The 17,289-nt window shown below is 37.2% G+C and carries 14 protein-coding genes; 5 read left to right on the forward strand and 9 right to left on the reverse strand.

The window, feature by feature from the left end:
* Nucleotides 1-39 precede the first annotated feature (39 nt).
* Both HF876_RS05230 and HF876_RS05235 read left to right on the forward strand, forming a co-directional pair.
* Nucleotides 40-1,356 carry a short-chain fatty acid transporter gene (locus tag HF876_RS05230; RefSeq protein WP_169359016.1) on the forward strand — a complete coding sequence of 439 codons (1,317 nt, stop codon included), beginning with the start codon at nt 40-42 and terminating at the stop codon, nt 1,354-1,356.
* A 393-nt stretch (nt 1,357-1,749) separates the two neighbouring features.
* A complete protein-coding gene (locus tag HF876_RS05235; RefSeq protein ID WP_169359017.1) occupies nt 1,750-2,253 on the forward strand; it encodes a GNAT family N-acetyltransferase in 504 nt (167 codons plus the stop codon).
* Nucleotides 2,254-2,632: 379 nt separating this feature from the next.
* On the opposite strand, the gene HF876_RS05240 is transcribed toward HF876_RS05235, so the two are convergent.
* The 4 genes from HF876_RS05240 to HF876_RS05255 all read right to left on the reverse strand — a co-directional run bounded on the left by HF876_RS05240 (nt 2,633) and on the right by HF876_RS05255 (nt 7,436).
* Nucleotides 2,633-3,409, reverse strand: coding sequence for a DUF7683 domain-containing protein (locus HF876_RS05240; protein ID WP_169359018.1), 777 nt, complete (start codon nt 3,407-3,409; stop codon nt 2,633-2,635).
* Nucleotides 3,410-3,593: 184 nt separating this feature from the next.
* Nucleotides 3,594-4,787, reverse strand: coding sequence for an acyl-CoA dehydrogenase family protein (locus HF876_RS05245; protein ID WP_169359019.1), 1,194 nt, complete (start codon nt 4,785-4,787; stop codon nt 3,594-3,596).
* Nucleotides 4,784-5,947, reverse strand: coding sequence for a saccharopine dehydrogenase family protein (locus tag HF876_RS05250; RefSeq protein ID WP_169359020.1), 1,164 nt, complete (start codon nt 5,945-5,947; stop codon nt 4,784-4,786). Before HF876_RS05250 ends, HF876_RS05245 begins: the two co-directional genes overlap by 4 nt.
* A gap of 13 nt (nt 5,948-5,960) precedes the next feature.
* A complete protein-coding gene (locus HF876_RS05255) occupies nt 5,961-7,436 on the reverse strand; it encodes an aldehyde dehydrogenase family protein (protein WP_169359021.1) in 1,476 nt (491 codons plus the stop codon).
* 676 nt (nt 7,437-8,112) lie between these two features.
* Here HF876_RS05255 and HF876_RS05260 point away from each other — a divergent pair.
* Nucleotides 8,113-8,910 (forward strand): TIGR00266 family protein, encoded by a 798-nt coding sequence (locus tag HF876_RS05260; RefSeq protein WP_169359022.1) that lies wholly within the window; start codon nt 8,113-8,115, stop codon nt 8,908-8,910.
* Between the two features lie 275 nt (nt 8,911-9,185).
* Nucleotides 9,186-9,386 carry a C4-dicarboxylate ABC transporter gene (locus tag HF876_RS05265; RefSeq protein ID WP_169359023.1) on the forward strand — a complete coding sequence of 67 codons (201 nt, stop codon included), beginning with the start codon at nt 9,186-9,188 and terminating at the stop codon, nt 9,384-9,386.
* A gap of 120 nt (nt 9,387-9,506) precedes the next feature.
* Here HF876_RS05265 and HF876_RS05270 read toward each other — a convergent pair whose 3' ends face one another.
* Both HF876_RS05270 and HF876_RS05275 read right to left on the reverse strand, forming a co-directional pair.
* Nucleotides 9,507-10,658 (reverse strand): hypothetical protein, encoded by a 1,152-nt coding sequence (locus HF876_RS05270; protein WP_169359024.1) that lies wholly within the window; start codon nt 10,656-10,658, stop codon nt 9,507-9,509.
* Nucleotides 10,636-11,166 (reverse strand): sigma-70 family RNA polymerase sigma factor, encoded by a 531-nt coding sequence (locus tag HF876_RS05275; RefSeq protein WP_240949648.1) that lies wholly within the window; start codon nt 11,164-11,166, stop codon nt 10,636-10,638. Before HF876_RS05275 ends, HF876_RS05270 begins: the two co-directional genes overlap by 23 nt.
* A gap of 929 nt (nt 11,167-12,095) precedes the next feature.
* Here HF876_RS05275 and HF876_RS05280 point away from each other — a divergent pair.
* Nucleotides 12,096-12,278 carry a hypothetical protein gene (locus tag HF876_RS05280; RefSeq protein ID WP_169359025.1) on the forward strand — a complete coding sequence of 61 codons (183 nt, stop codon included), beginning with the start codon at nt 12,096-12,098 and terminating at the stop codon, nt 12,276-12,278.
* Nucleotides 12,279-12,458: 180 nt separating this feature from the next.
* Here HF876_RS05280 and HF876_RS05285 read toward each other — a convergent pair whose 3' ends face one another.
* Genes HF876_RS05285 through HF876_RS05295 form a run of 3 tightly spaced genes read right to left on the reverse strand, consistent with a single transcriptional unit; the run spans nt 12,459 to nt 17,231 of the window.
* Nucleotides 12,459-14,273 (reverse strand): ABC transporter substrate-binding protein, encoded by a 1,815-nt coding sequence (locus HF876_RS05285; protein ID WP_169359026.1) that lies wholly within the window; start codon nt 14,271-14,273, stop codon nt 12,459-12,461.
* Between the two features lie 27 nt (nt 14,274-14,300).
* Entirely contained in the window at nt 14,301-15,791 is a 1,491-nt protein-coding gene (locus tag HF876_RS05290) for an ABC transporter permease (protein WP_346764034.1), read from the reverse strand.
* Nucleotides 15,792-15,806: 15 nt separating this feature from the next.
* Complete coding sequence (locus HF876_RS05295; protein ID WP_169359027.1) at nt 15,807-17,231, reverse strand: ABC transporter permease subunit; 1,425 nt, start codon at nt 17,229-17,231, stop codon at nt 15,807-15,809.
* Between the last annotated feature and the right edge of the window lie 58 nt (nt 17,232-17,289).

Raw genomic sequence — 17,289 nt, forward strand, 5'->3', positions numbered from 1 at the left:
GATTAATAGGGGATGTAAAAAAACAAAGGGGGAAATAAATTGAAAGCGTTAACAAGATTTTCAAACACTTTAATGGTCAGATTCTTACCTGATCCATACATATTTGTTGCAATACTTACTCTACTTGTATTTTTACTAGGGGTGTTCTTAACTGATTCCACACCATTAGAAATGGCAACCTACTGGGGAGATGGTTTTTGGGGTTTACTATCGTTCACTATGCAAATGGTTGTTGTTCTCTTGGCAGGTCATGTATTAGCAAGCAGCCCGTTTTTTAAAAAAGTATTAAGTTCCTTAGCAGGAATAGCTAAGACACCTGGTTCAGCCATTCTATTAGTTTCTGTTGTTTCTTTAATCGGATGCTGGATTAACTGGGGGTTTGGTTTAGTAATTGGTGCTCTTTTCGCAAAGGAAATTGCCAAGCAGGTTAAAAATGTGGATTACCGCCTATTAATTGCTAGTGCTTATTCAGGCTTTATCATATGGCATGGTGGCCTCGCAGGTTCAATACCACTTTCTATTGCAACCGAGGGACATCCATTTGCTGATATCATGGGAGTCGTTCCAACTTCTGAAACATTATTTACACCGTACAATTTAATTATTGTTATTGCACTATTTATCTCCGTACCTCTTTTAAACAGATGGATGATGCCAAGTAAGGAGGATACTTTCTCGATAGACCCAGCTTTGTTAGAAGAGGAAAAGGTTGAGGAAAAATCAATAGAAAAGCCCACTCCTACGCAAAGACTGGAAGGAAGCTATATATTGACCGGTTTAATCGGACTACTTGGTTTAGTTTATTTAGTTAACCACTTTGTCACTAAAGGTTTTGACTTAAACTTAAATATCGTTAATTTGATCTTCGTGACACTTGGAATTATCTGTCACGGCACACCAAAAAACTTTTTATTAGCCGTTAAAAATGCTGCTAGCACAGTTGGGGACATTGTTATCCAATTTCCCTTTTATGCAGGAATCATGGGCATGATGGTTGCTTCTGGTTTAGCTGGAGTTGTTTCTGAGGCATTTATTAGTATATCGAATGAGCACACGTTTTACTTGTTCACGTTTTATGCGGCTGGAATTGTTAACTTCTTTGTTCCTTCTGGAGGAGGACAATGGACAGTACAGGCACCAATCATGATAGAGGCTGCATCTGCGCTTAACCTTAGCTATGCAAAAACTGCCATGGCTATTGCATGGGGAGATGCTTGGACGAATATGATTCAACCTTTCTGGGCATTGCCAGCACTTGCTATCGCAGGTCTAAAGGCGAAGGACATTATGGGTTACTGTGTGTTCGTCCTGTTATTAAGTGGTGTCATTATTAGTATCGGCTTGTTCTTTTTCTAAATAAATTTTATTATACATTCCCTGAAATATGAAAGAGAACCCTTCTCATAAAGGGGGTCTCCTTCTTTAGAAAAACGCAATAATATAGACGCAAATGATGCTGGGACATAACTAGAGAATAATTAGAAAACGTGAAATCGACAAATTGATTTCATGTTTTTTTATTTTCACGAAAAATATTCTGTATAAAATAATTATTCTATTAATGGAATGATTTACATGAGATTTCTGAAATGATAAACTTTAGGAACCATTTAATATCGGATTGCAAAGTTTGATGCATCCTTTACTTTGGATTAAATGTAACGGGAGTAGCTGCCAATAATATATACCTATTTTAAAATTTGTGTCTGTCTATAAAATGACGTACAAAATTATGATAGGAGTGTAATAATGATTGAATTAGACACAGAAAGATTAAGATTAATTCCACTAAGTGCAGAAAATCTAAGATTACTAATTGATAATCCACAGAAAATGGAACTAAGGTTATCTTTAAACGATTCAGACAGATTTCTTAGTCCAGAACTTAAACAAGCTATGGAAATAAGACTTTCAAAGTTGTTAGGTGATGAGGAAAATTATGTATGGTATACCAATTGGTTAATCGTGTCGAAAGACAAAAACTGTAGTGTTGGAGGAATAATGATAAAAGGTCTTCCTAATGAAAATGGTGAAGTAGTAATAGGTTACTATACTCTCCCTGAATTTCAAGGTAACGGCTATATGACGGAAACCATTAATAATTTGAAAAACTGGTTGTTAAATCAGCCCGATGTTATGTTTGTTATTGCTGATACAGATAAAGATAATATTCCATCACACAGGGTTTTAGAAAAATCAGGGGCGAAAATGTATAAAGAAACAGATGAATTATACTTTTGGAGATTTGTCTGAGATTAATCTCTGAATAAAAGTCATCATTTTATTATGGTGTCTTGTTTTTCTGTATAGGTACAATGTTACCCAGAGAGTGCAAATCCTTCTTCAACTGACTGGTACTTTAATGAAAGATTGTTGAGCTGCTTAGGTAGCTTTTTTTCTTATCGAACTAATCTATTTGTTGTTTGAAGTGGAAGCGGCGACTCCTGGGGGAACAAGCGAGCGCAAAAGCCCCGCAGGAGCAAAGCGACGAGGAAATTGAAGCCTCCCCCGGAAAGCGTCCGCTGGAACGGAAAACAACTTCAGGAATTTAAATAGAAGCCTCAAAAACTTTACCAGATTGTAAAATTTTCAAGGTTTATTATTTGGAGGAGATTTTTGTCCCAAAATATTCTTAATATCCGCCCCAAAAACTATACTCATATTTATCAAAATCCATCCTATGCTTCAAAAATGATTGGAAGAAATTTATTTGATTTTTATTTACAATAAAAGAGCCAATCACTGGATGTTCTTGGGTCAAATCGAAAATCCTCTGATACTCATTTAGTGGAACATTTTTAAGTTCCTCTTCACCGACAATTATTTTCGTTTCATCCCCAATCTCACTCCATTGAATTTGCCTTGTAGTCTCTTCTTCAGAGAAATAATATGGTGACGCACATTGTTCAACAAACAATCCATTGTTAGAGGCAAACTCGATAGCGGAAAGACAATTTACTTTGGACCCAATATACATATAGTAATCCCAACCAAAATGTACAAAGAAATTGTTCTTACTATATAATTGACACCATATAAAATTTCTCAAAATCATTTTGCAAATTAAGCGTATATCGTTTTTGTTTACCAGTGCATCTTCTTTAAGAACCAGTGTTTCAAATTCTTTTTCGTATAAAGAAGAAGTCTTGTCTTCTTCTGAAATAGTGCATTCTAACTGTAAGGTTCGCAATGAATCAATGCTGGTTTCCTCTATAAATTTGATTACCGAATTAATATAAGCAGCCTCAACTTGGAGATATTCATTCAAAGTGAATTCATTTCCGTTAATGATCTTTCCGATTTCAGAAGGACAAGTCCATTCCTCCCTTAACGTATAGTAACCATTTTCATCCCTAAATTCAGGGTTGTACTTTGTGACTCGCCACTGAAAATCTATGTAAATACTCAACCAATCTACCCCTTCATCTAGCTTATGTATATGATTTTCTTACTTGTATCTTAACGCTAATTTTCATTCATTATTAAAAGGATTTCAACATAAAACTTATATACAACAAAAAGACAGACCAGTAAATAGCTAATTGGTCTGCCTTAATAGTGTATTTTTGAGGATAACCTAATCCTCTTTTTGGTTATTCTTCAAAAGGCCAGTTTGGAAGCATTTTGTTCAATTTTTTATCTTCTCGATATCCGAGGACATATTCCGCTTGCATAACGGTATGGATTTCTCTCGTTCCTTCATAAATGACCGGAGCCTTTGAATTCCTTAAATAACGTGCTACCGGGTATTCATCTGAATAACCATACGCACCGTGGATTTGAACCGCATCATCTGCAGCTTTATTCGCAAAATCACAAGCTTGCCATTTTGCTAAGGATGTCTCTCGTGTATTCCGGACTCCTTTGTTCTTTAGCTCACCAACACGATAAACTAGCAAACGACTCATTTGAAGTCCCGCTTCCATCTTTGCAATCATTTGCTGTACAAGCTGGTGACGTCCTATTTCTTTACCAAAGGTTTCACGTTCCTTGGCATACTTTACACTCGCTTCAAGACAAGCAAGTGAAAGACCTGCTGCTCCAGCAGCCACAGTGAATCTACCATTATCTAAAGCAGACATGGCAATTTTAAACCCTTCTCCTTCTTCTCCTAGAAGGTTTTCCTTTGGAACCTTCATGTTTTCAAAGAAAATTTCTCCGGTATTCCCGGATTTTATACCATATTTGCCTTTAATCGCTTTAGAAGAAAAGCCTGGCATGGAACGCTCCACGATAAATGCGCTTATTCCATGGTGCTTTTTAGCCTTGTCCGTATAAGCAAATACAATAAAATGATCAGCAGCATCACATAAAGAAATCCATGTTTTTTGTCCATTTAACATATAATGATCTCCATCTGCAACGGCAACTGTCGACATCGCTGCTACATCTGAACCTGCTCCAGGCTCAGTTAGACCGAACGCACCAATTTTTTCTCCCTTTGCTTGAGGCTCCAGGTATTTTTTCTTTTGCTCCTCAGTACCCCATTGTAGTATGGTCATGGAGTTTAAGCCTGTATGAACGGAGACAGCCGTTCGAAAAGCGGTGTCTCCTCTTTCTAGCTCTTCACAAACAATAGCAAGAGAATTATAGTCCATACCGCTACCGCCATACTTCTCCGGTATACATACTCCCATTAATCCTAAGCTAGCAAGTCTCTCCCAAATGATAGGGTCAAATGCCCCTTTTGCCTCCCACTCTGCAATGTGAGGAATAATCTCGTTATCAACAAATTGTCTTACTGTTTTTCGTAGAAGCACCTGCTCCTCAGAGAATTCAAAATTCAAACTGTTTCACCTCTTGTTACATATTCTTTTATCTCAACGCCTCTAGCAGACATTTCCTTAATATATAATTCACCTGGCACAATTAGCTCCGGTGTAGAAACGCCTGGTTTTGTAATTACACCATTGCCAATCATTTGTGCAACAACTGAAATGGTATTTGCAGTGGCACGAGCCATAGCAGTTTCACCAGATAAAGGATCCTTTTGAGTTGCCATTTCATACGTGTAAATTGTTTCGTTTCCATCCTTTTCACCTTTAACGATAACTCTTAGTAGCACTGCGTCCTCTTTGTCGCCTAGGAGAAGGGACGGTGTCAGCACTTCTTTCAGGACCTCTCGAACGTTTACAATATTTCCTCCAGCGTTGACTGTTTTATTTTTATCCGTAAGACCTAAATCTACCAGTAGCTTAAATTTCTCTGCATGGCCTTTATAGCGAATCGTCTTATATTCTAATGTTTGAACATTTGGAAATGATTTAGTTAGAGTGGACGTCCCCCCTGCTGTATGGAACGCCTCTAATTCCTCATATCCGTCAAACTCGATTGGCTCAACCTCTGTTAACGAATCTATCTCCTCTAATTGACCATCTCTTATTACATGAGAAGGATCAGTATAGTGATCAAATACTCCTTCTAATGAAAACACGATATTATACTTGAATATCCCTTCTGGTTCTACAGGTATTCCCCCAACATATAGGTGAATATCTGTAACTTCATCTAATTTACTAGCACCATAGCCTGCAAGAATATTGATCATCCCAGGAGCGACTCCTAGGTCCGGAATAATCGTTACCCCTTTCGCTTGTGCCTTTTCATCCAACGAAAGCACAGCATCTGTAGCACCTCCAATATGACCACCAAGATCAATGGAATGGACTCCAACATCTACCGCAGTTCTAGCCACTTTCTCATTGAATGAGTAAAACAGCGCATTGATCACGACATCTGCCTTTTTCATAACTTCTATTAAATTGGCATCATCATTTGCATCTAATCTTAAAACCTCAATTTTAGAGTTCTGCATTTTTTCCTTAAACATATTGGCTTGCCCAACGTCCAGGTCACATAAATATACTTTCTCCACATTTGGACTCAAGATTAAATCTCTTGCCGCTTCCTTCCCCATTAAACCTGCACCTAATACAGCTACCTTCATATCGACTTCCCCCTTATTCTGTGTCTATTTGAGCTCTTTGTAACTTCCCGCTGTAATCTATATAAATACTCTTCCACTCTGTATAAACGTCTAGAGCCGCAACTCCAGAATCTCTGTGGCCATTCCCTGTACCCTTTGTTCCTCCAAACGGAAGATGTATTTCAGCACCGGTCGTTCCAGCATTAACATAGACAATCCCCGTATCTAAATCTCGTTGCGCTCTAAATATTTTATTGATATCTCTAGAGAAAATAGAACTGGATAACCCGAATTTCACTCCATTGTTCACTTCAATTGCTTCTTCTAATGATTCCACTTCAATTAATGAAACAACCGGACCAAATATCTCTTCTTGAGCAATTCTCATATTCGGTTTTACATCTGTAAAAAGAGTGGGAGCATAGTAATTTCCTTTAGCTAAATCACCATCCTGAAGGATCGTACCACCTACAACAAGGTTAGCCCCCTCCTCTTTTCCAATTTGAATGTAGGAGTGGATTTTCTCTAATGCTGCCTTATTGATAACTGGACCAACCTTGACAGTCTCATCCATCCCATCACCAATTGTCAGCTTCTCCATACGTTCTAGAAGCATTTTCTCCAGTTCCTTCTTCACATCTTTATGCACAATCACTCGACTACATGCTGTGCAGCGCTGTCCAGCTGTACCAAAGGCACTCCAAAGAATTCCGTCTACTGCAAGATTTAAATCTGCATCCTCCATAACGATGACGGCATTTTTTCCGCCCATTTCTAAGGAGACCTTCTTTAAATGTCTACCGCCAAGCTCAGCAACCTTACTTCCCGTATCTGTTGAGCCAGTAAACGAAATAACTTTTACGTCCTTATGCTCAATCATCGCTGTTCCCACCTCTGATCCGGAACCAAATACGACGTTTGCAACACCACTTGGCAGACCAACCTCTTCAAATATTTTAGCCATCTCAAACGCCATCATTGGTGTCTCTGTAGCAGGCTTCCAGATAAATGCATTGCCCGCCACTAAAGCAGGAAATGACTTCCAAGTAGCAATGGCCACAGGGAAATTCCAAGGTGTAATCAGTCCGACTACTCCTATTGGTGCTCGAACACTCATGGCAAACTTGTCTGCTAGCTCAGAAGGGGTCGTTTCTCCGAAAAGTCTTCTTCCTTCACCTGCCATGTAAAAGGCCATATCTATGCCTTCCTGAACCTCTCCACGTCCCTCTTCTATTACCTTCCCCATCTCTTTTGTCAGTACTTGAGCTAAATGCTCCTTTCTTTCTTTCATCAGTCTGCCAATTTCATATAAATAGTCCGCTCGTTTCGGAGCCGGAACTAATGCCCATTTCTTTTGTGCCTTCACTGCAGCCTCTACTGCAACGTCTACATCCTCTTTTGTAGACATTCTTACTTCTGCTAGCTGCTCACCGTTTGCTGGATTCAAAACAGCAGTATACGAAGCCTCTCCCTCTTGCCACTTTCCATTAATAAAATTTGTTAGTTTCATATCCTTACCTCTCTCTCTTAAAATTGAAAACGTTTACATATATAATAAATTCTATAATTACTAATAAAACCCTTTAAAAATTTTAAAATTAAGAAAAATTTAATAAAATTCTTTTATAAAAGGCCATGTTAAAGGGTAGGGTTGATTTATGATGCAAAGAAAACTTAGATCAGAGAGTAAAATTGATTTCCGCACCAGCCGGTCGCTTTCCTCGGGGTGAGCGATAAGCCATCACCCATCGCTTACGCGCGTGGTTGTGATGTCTTATCTGTCTCACTCATCCCGTAGGAGTCGCCGTCTGGTGCTTCAATCAATAAATGGAACAGCTTTTGCATCGATAAAGCATAAAAAAAATTTACTCGCATTAACAAAGCTAAAAACTGTCACCAAACCCAATTTCATCATCTATTTATGTTCTTAATAGCCATTTGAATGTTCCTTTGTTTATGTTTACAGTCACTTTAAAAAAGAATGGTTAGTCAAAATCAACCAATAACCTTAACAAAGCTTTATAAAACTAGAACCACTATGCAGGAAATCATGAAACTACGAATACAAAAGCCTAATAAGTGGCTTCCACACGTCGTAGTAATGAAGGTGTTGCTCTATAAAAAAACAGGAACCTTTTATTTTATCATTCGTATAGTTATTTAATTACACCGAGGAGGAAAAAAGAATGAATAATCATGAAATAGATTACAAGTTGTATGGGGACGATATGCAGTTTGTTGAAATTGAACTGGATCCACAGGAAACGGTTGTAGCTGAGGCTGGCAGCTTAATGATGATGGAGGATGGCATTTCTATGGAAACTATCTTTGGAGATGGCTCCGGGGGTAGTGGCGGTGGGATTATGGGTAAATTAATGGGCGCAGGAAAACGGTTAATCACAGGTGAGAGCCTGTTTATGACTACTTTTACGAACGTAGGTAGTGGTAAAAAACACGTTTCCTTCGCTTCCCCTTATCCAGGAAAAATAATCCCAATGGATTTAAGCGAGTATAGAGGAAAAATTATTTGCCAAAAGGATGCATTTTTGGCCGCGGCTAAAGGAGTTTCCGTGGGAGTTGAATTCCAACGTAAGTTAGGTACTGGATTCTTTGGCGGTGAAGGATTCATCATGCAAAAGCTTGAAGGAGATGGTCTTGCATTTGTGCATGCCGGAGGAACGATTCACCAAAAGGTTTTACGACCTGGAGAAGTATTACGAGTGGACACGGGTTGTCTAGTAGCTATGACTTCAGATGTTGACTATAACATTGAAATGGTTAAAGGAGTTAAAACAGCTCTATTTGGTGGTGAAGGATTATTCTTCGCTACTCTTCGTGGCCCTGGAACAGTGTGGATTCAATCCCTTCCATTTAGCCGTTTAGCGAGTCGAGTGTTTGCTGCTGCTCCCCAAACTCCAGGTGGAGGATCTAAAGGTGAAGGAAGCATAACTGGTGGGCTTTTTGATCTTTTAGGCGGGAAATAATATAAGTCTATCTCTTATGGACTGAAGACAAATTAAAAGAAATTTGTCTTCAGTTCTTTTTTATATCGAAAAAAAACTAGAAAACTCATCGATTTAATATTACACGTGCTATACCCTTTACGGGCATGGCTCTATCGCTATACCTATTTAATGGTCTTACTAGAAAGACCCCTAGCATATTGCTCAACAGTCTTAGTATCCCCCTTCATATACTAGTTTATAAGAACAGCTGTGTAGTTCGTTCTCATAACACGACATGATAAGGAGGGTATAAAATGGTTAATAACGCAGGATTATGGATAGGGCTTCTTGGTATCGTGCTAGCAATCGTAGGCTTTTTCTTCTACCCAATTTGGCTAGGCTTAGCTGCAATTGTTTTAGGATTCGTAGCATTGTATCACTACAAGCAGCTTATTGTAGGATGGCTTTCCATTATTTTAGGTGTAATTGTGCTCATACTTTATTTTTTCTTCTAAGCTATTGTTGATAATTATTGAAAAAGGCAACTGGATCGTAGAAACCAGGTGCCTTTTTTATATGCAGAAATAATAATTGGATACTTACATACGTTACCAGTAAAAGAGATAGTGTAAAAATTAATCTGGATATTGTTCCATCGCTTCAAGAAAATTTGGAATTTCATAGAGGCTAGGATCAGCATTCGATAGATAGAGATGTAGCTCCTGGTTAGGAGTTTGTGTTGTTGCTTTTATTATGTTATTCGTCTTTTTCGAGTAGATAAAACAATCCTTATCGTCTTCACTAGAAGCAGAAACAAATTTAAATCCTTCATAGCCATTAAATAATTGATCAAAGTAGTCTTTATCAACTTTTGTTAGTGCTACTGATATTAGTTTATCTTCGTAAAAAGAGAAGCTCGCTTGCTTACCATAATCTAAAACGAAGTCGGAGCCACCTCCATCCACTCGACCGATTAGATAATTATTACCAAAGCGTTCAATTACTTCTGATGATGAGTCACCCAATGTTACTCCATTAAGGTGAAGGTGACCTTGCTCCTCGAAGATTGTTGGATTAACTAAATCTATTTTAATGCTTGATGGAGAATGGCGTTGATTATTAAGTTTCTTTTCTATCCTATATAGATATTCAGCATTTAGGTAATTCGGATCGTTATAGGACAAGGATAATTGAAATTTCCCTTCAGAAGTCCCCGTTATGGCTTCTATTATTTGTTTTGTCTCATTCGAGTAGAAATAATGACCATCATAGTCTGTATAAATAGAAGTGAAGAACTTAAATCCATCGTAATCTTTAAATACTTGGTTGAAATATTTTTTATCTACATTCATGAAAACTGCTGAATTCAATTTATCATCATCGAAGTAGAATCTGGACTGACCGCCATAGTCCATGATGAGGTCTGCTTCGCTATCATCCTCTTGTACAATTGTATAATTTTCGCCTAAGACCCCTTTAACCTTTTTATGCGAGTCACCTAACGTTATACCCTGAAGAAAAATGGTTCCTTGTTCATCTGTAAATATAGGCTTTGCTAAATCTAAATGGTGCTCTATTGGAGCCTGTAGTTTGTTTGATGGTAGTTCATTTTCAATGTTAAAGAAAAAAAGCGGTGTACTCACTAGTAAAACAAAAGAAACCGCAACAAATCGCCATTGATGTTTTGGTCGTTTGGAGTTGTTTTCAATATCATTTACTACGTTTTGCATCACCTGTTGTTTACTTTTGGTTAAATCTCGCATTTTAGTTGGGATAAATTTCTTCATTTAATAGCGCCTCCCATTCTATTCCTTTCAGTTGATTTCTTAATAGATCTCTTCCACGACTTAACCGAGTTTTTACTGTACTTTCAGGAATGGATAATAAATGTGCTACTTCCGAAATTGTCATTTCATTAAAATAAAAGTGTATGAGAACTTCCCTATGTTTGAAGGGCAGTTCAAGAATTGCATCTCCAATAATGGCTTCTTCATCTTTTTTCACGAATTCGTCCACATATTGTTTGCCTGCTGTTGAGAAGATTTTGCTCTGTATGCGAACTTTCCGATAGGTCCAACTTTTTAAATAGTCTTTGCTTTTATTAACAGTCATCTTCATTAAATAAGCTTTTAGCTCCCCACGTTCTTCATAATAATTCTGATGATAAAATTTGATGAAAACTTCTTGTACAATATCTTCTGCCGCTTGAAGATCCTTTACATAACCATAAGCTAAACGTATTAAAGACTCTGTATATTGAAACATTAATTCTCTTAATTCATAAACAGTTAACAAAATCGCAAGCTCCTCTCTCTATATAGTAAACGATTCCCAAACACTCAAAGTTTGAATTTCCCTAAAAATGTTTTAAATAGTCGAAGAGGACACGTGGGTCTTTGTAAGCTTATATATTTGAAGGAGGATAATAGCTTGATCGAAAAAGATTTGTAAATTTTTAGTCTCCGTAATACAGTTGTATCTTTTAGGACAAAATATAGCTTATCCTATGTGAAAAAAAATAGGATTTAATCGGTGGATATTAGTAGAAAAATAATCAGCAACAAATTGGGATGTGAAGCTACTGAGATACAATCTTGTACATAATATTCAGAAATATGTTGACATTCAGAAATAAACAATGATATCCTCAAGTAGTTAGATATTTAAATTAGAAATGGAGGTACGGAAAATGACTACATTTAAAACTTCAAAAAATAATCGTATATTGATTTCGTGCCCAACCGCTAATTATTATTTTTGTAAATAATTAATACTGACGGCATGTTATGCCGTTTTTTTCTATGAGCCCACGCTTATGTAAAGAAGCGTGGGCTCTTTTTTGTGCATTTTTAATTACTTTGGTGTTTTCACGCATTGCGTGTTGCATATATAAACAAAATAATAAGAAAAGGAGTGCTGGTGATGATGATCATGGAACAGCGAAGAAAGTTATTAAAAAAGGATTCTCTCGAAAGTGGATAGCAATGGTTGGGGAGAGAAAACCCCAGTCGACTAAAATGATGCTATTGGTTTAATCGGAAAAATAATAAATGAAGGAGGAAAAGAAATGATGATACCAAAAAAGATTGGTAAGCAGGTTAATAAATTTGTAGGTAAAAATAAATTGGAGTTGCCAACACACTATTTAAGTAAAAGTGGCTAACCGGAATGGTGCTAGCCACACCTTAACAATATAATTGGACTTCTCCTTAAGGAGAAAAATAATGATTACGATTAATGATATAGAATATGCAAAGCAACGGATGGCTGACTTGGAAAAGGAAGTAAGACAATCTAAACTAGGACATAACTACCTATCTAGAAAAAAGAAAGTCCAAAAACCTTTTTTGAAAAGAGTCTTGAGTTCTTTTACACGCGTAAATTTAAAAGGCTCTGTTAAAAGCTAAAGTTGATTTTTTATGAGATTAGTTTTTGTTTTTGAAATGTTACACCTAAACTAACTGTTGTGTTAGTTAAAAACAATGTCAAAGGAACATGAGTCAGGAGAAAATATCCTAGCTCAATTTTAAAAATAAAGTTAACAAAAAAGGCATACCCGCTTACACGAGTATGCCTTTTATATTATTTTATTTACCAGCTTTAAAAGCCTCTAAGTACTCATCTACCTTGGCAGCATCTGCCTTAAGCTCGTTACCCGTTTCTACAAGAGGACTTACAGTTGATACTGCTTTTTTCTTGTTTCCTTGGTAATAGTTAATGATTTCATCCTGGTTGATCGAGTACAGAATCGCTTTACGTAAAGATTCGCTTTCTGATACATCACGATCTTTTGTATTAAATAGCAGATAACTTACAGCATTGCTATCGTTTTTCTGAAGAGTTAGCTTGCTATCATCTTCTACTAATTTGTACTTTGTTTCAGGAACTCCATTAAATATATGAATCTCTCCGTTGCGAAGAGCCGATAGCGCGCTATCTGCATCTGCAATGAAACGAACAGTTACGTTTGCGATCTTCGGCTCGTTTTCAGTTCCTGGCATATAAGCTGGGTTTTTTACGAATACTGCCTCATAATCATTTTTGTGGGATAAGATGTAAGGCCCACTAGCATATAACGTATTATTGTAAGAAGCACCTTCCGTTACCGTATTTTGATCCCCGTAAGGAATATCTTTGTTTACATCGAAGGTAGCAACATCATAAGTGTTGATGCTCTCCACTTGTTTTTTAGACACAATCCCTGCAGATTGATGAGCCAAATAATTTAAAACTTGTGGGAATGGATTAGTTGTTGTAATTTTAACTACTTGATATTTCCCTTTCGCTGCATCTGCTTGTGTTTTATCTGTCACTAGCTCTGAAATTGCTGTATCAACATTATTTTCTAGAGCTTCCTTCACAGTAGCATCACTACCCGATTGCTTCACGTCAAGCTCTGAAAGATCTGAAACGATTTCAATGTTTTCCATGCTTTCGTGTAAGCTATATGTGCGATGATCTGGAACTGATTTACTGTCTTTTGCACGGTTCATCGAGAATACAACATCCTCTGCCCCTACGCGTTCTCCCGTATCAACTGCTTTTTTATCTGTTACGGCTGCAAAGTTAATATCATCTCTTAGTAAGAAGTAATAATCTTTATTGCCATCTGCGATTGCATGGTTCAGTGAAAGAGAACCATCGGAAACAACTTTATCATCGTCTGTTAAGTTAACTAAACGAACATACATATTTGTATTTAGTGTATTAATAGAACCATCATTTCCTTTAATAGGATCTAATGAAGTTAAGGATGCAATCCCTTGTTGCATGATCAGTGGTGCAGAATCTCTTTTAGAAGCATCTACAAAGTCAATTGTTTCCCAAGCGATTGCACGAGATTTAGCCAATCTCACAGTATCCGCATTCAATACTTCTTTATTTACTCCTTGCGCTTTAAAAGAATTATATAACGGTGCAATATATGCTTTTTCTAGGACTAAAAGATCCTCGAACTCTTTATATGTTTTTGTGTACTCTTCCGGTGTTTCTGTGCTAGCCTCTTCGATTAGCTCATCGATTTTCTTGTCAGACATAATGCTGTTATCACCGTCTGTTTTGAAAAGCGCACGTACTGCATAGTCGGGGTTACCCGTTACAGTCGTCCAGCTAGATAAAGCTAAATCATAGTTTCCTGCATCTTTTTGCGCAGTGAAGCTACCGTAGTCTGGTTGAATATTTAATTTCACATCAAAGCCATTTTTGATTAACTGGTCACGTACAATATTCATGTCCGCTTCCCCAGTGCTCATCCCTAACAGCTCAATTTCTACCTTACCCTGCTCTGTTTTAGAATCAGATTTGTCTGTTGCTTTATCCACGTCTGATTTTGTGTTTACACAACCTGCCAAGATTAAAACTAGCGTTAACAATAAAGCTAATAATCCTTTTGTATTCTTCATTACTTCTTCCTCCTTGTTGAGCTTGCTTTAATCCATTCTCGGATCAAATGCATCTCTAAGTCCATCGCCTAAAAAGTTAAAAGATAATACGAGACCTATAATTGCAAGGCCAGGTATAATCGCCAAATAGGAATTAGACTCTAAATAAGTACTACCTATTTTTAAAATATTGCCCCATTCAGGTATATGTGGCTCTACTCCAAGACCTAAGAAGCTCAAGCTACTCGTTGCAATTACTGCCGTACCTATTGTAAGTGTAGCTTTGACAATCATAGGTGCAAGGGAATTTGGAACAATTTGCTTAAAGATGATCGATAGATTGGAAGCCCCTAAAGCCCGGGCAGAATCTACATATTCGTAATTCGAGACCATCATCACATTCGCTCGCATTGTTCGAGCATATGTCGGAATAGAACCAACACTCAAAGCTAGTATAAGATTCGTAGTATTTGCTCCGAATGCTGCAATAATAGCAATGGCAAGTAATATTCCTGGAATTGCGTACAAGATATCAAGCAAACGCATAATGATGTTATCTGTACGTTTGCTGTAATATCCAGCCAACGCTCCTAATGCCCCTCCCACTATGAATGGTATTAACGTAGAAGCAAAGCCTACAATTAGAGAAATTCTCGCCCCGAAGATAATTCGAGAAAATACATCTCTGCCATAATTATCTGTACCGAACGGATATTCCAAGCTTGGCGACTGAAGCAGTGCCTCATAGTTATTCTCTACAGCCATATCATAGTCAAAAGTAAAACGGCTAGACACAGATAACGCGAACATAAGAACGATAAAGAACATTCCTAGTATAGCTGTAGAATTACGAGTGATTTTATCCCACATTGTGTTCCACTTCACTATTCGTGACAGACTGTTACTACGCGTTTTAATGATTAAGCTAACGCCAAGCAGTAAGTTGAAAATATTACCTGTCAACGAAGTGATAATTAATACAATCGCTATGCCCTGCATCCACCCAGGCGCGCCTTCATCACTGACGTACCTAGCTACAGCCACCAAAGTAAACACTTGGATAATTAAAATGACGAGTAGAGCGCCCATTGCGGGTAAAAAAGTGTCCGACACATACGGTTTAAAGAGATTTAATGCAGAAATAACTAGAATAAAAAGCTGGGTGAAAATCATCCAAATGCTGAAAGTGTATTCTGGTGTTTTCTTCTCCTTGATCAAATTAAAACCGAATGATGCTACGAAAATATTACCAATTAATAGAGCGGTTACTTGGATATAGCCAAGCCTTCTAGTAGCATTTTTTAAATGCCCTAAACTCAAAAGCTCTCGTTTCATTTTCCAGATTATAAAATACTGAAACGCTGTAAAAAATGCATATATAGCTGAAATACTACCAGCAATTGGCTTTAACGTACCCATATCAAAATTAAAGCTATTAAACAATAAAACTATTGTCAGTAGAATAGATAATACTCCAGCAAAGTTAGCCTGAGTATATTCTCGTGACAGCTTTAGTGCATGTTGTTTTTTAGATACCACTTTTACACCTACTTCTTACAGTTGCTTCATCTTAGATTTTATACGCGGATCAAAAAATGCATATAAAATGTCGATGAGCACGTTCACTAAGGAAATGGTTATTGCAATATAAATAACTCCACCCATAATGGCTGGGATATCGGGTATAAACTGTTTGTCGACAATATAACTCCCAATACCACTAATATTGAATACTTTCTCTGTAACAGCTGCTCCACCTAGCATCCCACCAAACAGTAGACCGATAACCGTAATGATTGGAATCATTGCATTTCCTATTGCATGCTTCCACAGCACTTGGCGTTGGTTTAAGCCTTTTGCTTTTGCAGTAATTATATAATCCTCATTTATAATTTCTAATACGGATGAACGTGTCATTCTCGCTACCGAAGCAGTAAGACCTGTTCCGAGCACAACTACAGGCATTATAATCGACAAATAGTTTTGAGGACTATAGGTTGCTGGAAGCCATTGTAGCTTAATAGAAAAGTTCAAGATAAAGATAAGCCCCTGCCAGAAGTTAGGAATGGACAAGCCGATTAAAGCAATGAACATAAATGAATAATCTAAGAACGAGTTTTGTCTTGTTGCAGATATAATCCCTACTGGTATCGCGATTACTACAGCCATCACTAAAGAAAAGATAGCAATCATTAGCGTAACTGGAAACTTGTTCGCAATACTTGTTGCGACATCTTCATTTCCCGTAAAGGATGCTCCTAAATCAAATGTTACGATGCCTTTTACCGAGTTCCATAACTGATGTAAATAAGGTAAGTCTAACCCGTGCATTTGGTTGAATGCAGCAATCTGATCCTTCGTTGCACTTTCCCCTAAAAGATTGGCAGCTGGATCAAATGGTGACAGGTATAAAATAGTAAATACTAGAATGGAAACACCCGTTATCACAAAGACACTCATAATAAGTCTCTCAAAAATAAATTTACTGAACGCATTACTATATATACCTAACAAAAGGTACATCAGTAAGCCTGGTATAAATGAAATAATGAGAAATGTTGTATTTTCTAACAGACTTTGAAAATAGGATGTATAAGTAAGAGGCTTCGTGCCTTTTAACTGATGTATTTCTTCCATTTCAGTAGATACAAGCTTTTCTATTCGATCTTCTACTAGTTTATTTACTTCCGCCGTCATTTTTTCTTTATTAATTTTTTCATTAAAAAAGGTATGCTTTCGTTCATATTGTTCCTTATACTCTTCGTACAGTTCCTCTCGCACTCCCCTTGCCTCTAGTGCAGACTTTAAATCGCTTTTTAAGGAAGAATGAGGATCCTTCTGTTTTTTTAAATAAAAGAGTATAAAAGTAATTATATGAACCGGCAAACCAAGTAAAAATAACAAAATACTATAGAAGGAATGATGTTGTAGTCTTCCGTAGGTAAAACTAAATGCGTTGGAAGAAAGTTTTCTTCCCATACTAAATCCCCCCTCTCCATATTGTATAAATCCGAGTGGTATAGTATAGTATAGATTC

Origin of the sequence: Psychrobacillus sp. BL-248-WT-3, assembly GCF_012843435.1 — a bacterium.
Taxonomy (GTDB): Bacteria; Bacillota; Bacilli; order Bacillales_A; family Planococcaceae; genus Psychrobacillus.